Raw genomic sequence first — 3,943 nt, 5'->3', positions numbered from 1 at the left:
GACTGAGTTTATTATAGCTTATAATCATACAGATGCTGGTGAGGATCATTATAGATTGATCACATATAGGATGCTGATCAAGTTATACGGTGTTTAAATATTGACAAATAATCAATATAAAAGGAGAGATTTGCCAACATGTAAACACCGTAAAAAAAAACATTATGAGTTAATTATAAAATAAAATAGTATATTTAAGAAACTGGACTAGGGCTTTACATAGGATACAATGTTGGCAACTGGCTTTCTATCTTTTCAAAGAAAAATGTCCAGAAAAAGTTTGACCATTACCAAGGTCTGTTCTAAACCAATAATCATTTGACATCATTTGTTTACCATTATAAAGTCCATTCCAGCCCAAATCATTTGATGTTATTCTAGCTAATAGCTTTCCGTATCTGTCAAAGATTAAGGTCTCTGAATTAGGAAAATTAACTATACCTTTAATCTGCCAAAAATCATTATAACCATCATTATTTGGTGTAAAGAACTTTGGGTAATCAATTACTGCTACTTCTTCTGAATCCTGTCCGCAACCACCTTCATCTCTAACAAATACCGTGTACATTCCACCTTGAATATTTGAGAAGTAATTACTGTCTTGGTAATTAACTCCATCAATTGAATATTCAAAATCGCCATCACCTGATGCAATAATTTCAATATAATTATTACCCAACTCTCCAAAATTTACCTGTTGTATTTCAGGTAAAATTGAACGAATAAGAGTAAAGTCAAAAGAATTTTCGCAAGTTATGCCATTCTCAATTTGTGTAACAGTTAGAGTATATTTACCTTCTTCAGTTATTTCTCCACTATTTGTGGTTGAAATTAAAGTTCCATCTTCAAAGTACCAATTATATGAATTATATCCAGAATTTACGTTCAATAAAATAGATGGTTCTAAATTACAAATGTAGTATTCATCTTCTACATTAATTTCAGGTAATTCATTTACGATTAAGTCAAATGATGTTTCGGAATAACAAATTGGATTTGAGGTATCTTCAACTCTAATACTTATGGTTTGAGAAAAAGGTTCTGTATTTTGGAATAATGTTGGTAGGGGACTTGGAAGGGGATTATTATCGGAATCGAAATACTGTATCGTTAATCCTGTTTGATTTCCAATAAGTTCTTGTTCTATAAGAGACGTATCAAATTCGGAATAACCATTTCCTTTGTCACATGCATATAAACTTTCAAGTTGGCTGATATTTGGTTGTGTCAGAGTTTGCAACTGTAAAGTCGTTTCAGCATAACAGGTCGAATGATCATCAGTAACCCTTACAGTTATCGATTCATTGAACGTATTTGAATTTGTGTATGGGTTTGGTAAAGGACTAGGTAATGCATTACCTGACTGGTCAAAATAGCTAACAGTCATTTCTGTTTGACCATTTAAAACTTGACCTTCTACATTTGAGGTGTCAAAATATTCTGAGATACCATCATTATTATCGTCACAACCATAAATAGGTTGTAATTGATTTACTTCTGGTAAAGGATTTACTATTAAATCAAAAGAGCTCTCGTTATAACAATTAGAATTTGGGTCAGTTATTCTAGCTGTAATAATTTCTTGATTAAGAACTATATTTTGAATTGTATTTGGTAATGGATTAGGTAACGGTTGACCATTTTCGTAAAAAAACTCTATTATCATTCCAGATTGATTATCTGAAATATTAGTTTCAAGATTACTAATATCAAACTCAGTTATGCCATCATCATCATCATCACAAGCATAAATGTTATTAATTTTATTAATTTCTGGTAGAGGATTTACTATTAAGTCAAATGATATTTCTGTAAAACAAGTTAAATTATTGTTGTATGCAATTCTAGCAGTAATAGTTTCTTGTCCAAGAATAGAATTAGTCATTGGATTTGGTAATGGACTTGGTAATTCAATTCCATTAAAATCAAAGTATTTTATAGTTAGGTCTGACTGATTTCCTATTAAGTCATATTCAATTGAAGAGGTATCAAAGGCACTAGAAATTTGACTTTCATAAACATCTTCACAAGCATGTATATCTGAAATTTGATTTACATTAGGACTATTGGTAATAACGACTTCAATATTGAGAGTTTCTGTTTCTGTTCCACAAGTTACCAATGCAGTAACATTGAAATTTCCAATACTAGTAAAAGTATGGCTAGGATTATTTTCAGTAGATGTATTATTTAAACCAGACGCTGGATCATCAAAATTCCATATTACCGAATCAAAATCACCATTTATTTCAAAATCTGTTGTTTCTGATAAACATGTATTTGTGTATGTAATTAAACCTTCTAAATTTGTTTGATCTGTCTTGTATTTATAAAAAAGAACGTCCGTATTATTATTACCACTATTGTTGTTTATTTCATTACCGTTTATTTGCATTGGATAACTTTCGAAGAAAGCACTTAAATATATATCATTATCAACAATTAAAATTGGTCCTGGACCATCTTTATATTCTGAAGTTGGATAATAGTTTTCTCCAGTAGAATGTAAAATAAATTCTTTTTCAAAACTTGGAAGATTAACTTTAAATAATACTAAATCTTCATTATAAAAATTGTTAGTTATCGTTGATTCTATTGTTTGATTACTAAAAGTCAAAGTCGATTTAAAACTTGTTAATATAAAGAGCTCATCGTTCTTATGATACATATAGCCATTGCTTATATTGTCAGTTCTCCAATTACCTCCAATAGTAGGCAATGGCACACTAGAACAATTATCAATTGTTGTTATATTTTCAAGATTTCCATCACTTGAAGAAAATTCAGTCAAGATACTTCCAAAATAACAGTTGCCAACGGTCAAAACATTTCCTAATACTTCTACAGTATTTGAATAACTTCCCCATAAATATAATTTACCATTGGTATTATTGTAATATAAGTTTGAGGCATTATATCTATAATCATAAACTGAAGAATTTGATATTTCCTTAATCCATTGTAAGTTTAAATCTGGATTTATTTTAGTTATATGAGTGTAATTATATGATGAAGAAGAGCTTCCTGTTAAATATAAATTGCCATTATTATCAATATCGGAATCTATGAGTATATCTTCTGCATTCTCGCCAAATTGATTCGCATCAATCAAACCTCCATCTAAATCGAATTTAGCAATGTAATAATCTTCTGGATTTGCAGTTAAACTGATTTCATTGTTTATATTGATTGTAGATAAAAAACGCCCTACTACAAAAATAGTATTGTTCCAATAATGTATGTTTATTCCTATTTGTTGTCCACCAATAGGTCTACTCCATAATAGTTGGCCTTGAGCACTTATTTTTACAACACTCATTCCAGGCACAATAGTTATACTTCCAATATTAACTTGGCCTTGATCATTATTTACTATTACATATACATTATCTTGCTCATCCACGGCAGTTTTATACGCTTCGATATCGTCATATTCATCCAAAAAATTATAAGACCAAATTAAATTGCAATTAAAATCATATTTATAAATTACACCTTCATCAAAGTTTGATTGGGTAGTTGTGAAAATAATACCATCTGAAACTTTTTCAATATCTTCAGGATAATCATGTACCCAACCTCCTATATTCTGGGCGCAATCAAAACACTGAGCATAAGAGAACATGGTAAATGTTAGAAATAGGATAAGTAGTTTAAATTTCATTTCGGTTTGAGCTTGTTACCAACGTCTCGGCTATGGTTAGTACGGGAATTAAAAGTAATTATTTTCCGATTAAGCACTTAGCTAAATCTTTTTATTTTTGTTTTATTTTTTCATTTATAAAGCCAAATCAAAAGATTTGGCGGACTTGGTTAAAAGCACTAAAGTTTGGATTAAGCACAAAACCCGTATTAATTATAGCCATTGTGCCTGTTGCACAAGATAGCAAAAAGTGTTAATTTCATGGTATGCAAGGCAAGAAAGTATATCAAGAGAAACTTT

1 protein-coding gene is annotated in these 3,943 nt (G+C 30.0%); it reads right to left on the bottom strand.

All coding sequences use genetic code 11. The annotated features are described in order from the left end of the window. Positions 1 to 247: 247 nt before the first annotated feature. Positions 248 to 3,664 carry an FIDD domain-containing protein gene (locus ACWGOQ_RS23890; protein WP_452060352.1) on the bottom strand — a complete coding sequence of 1,139 codons (3,417 nt, stop codon included), beginning with the start codon at positions 3,662 to 3,664 and terminating at the stop codon, positions 248 to 250. Between the last annotated feature and the right edge of the window lie 279 nt (positions 3,665 to 3,943).

This window comes from Aquimarina ulvae (genome assembly GCF_053613295.3).
Note: the sequence above shows the minus strand (reverse complement) of the source record. Positions and strands in the feature narration are given on the sequence as shown.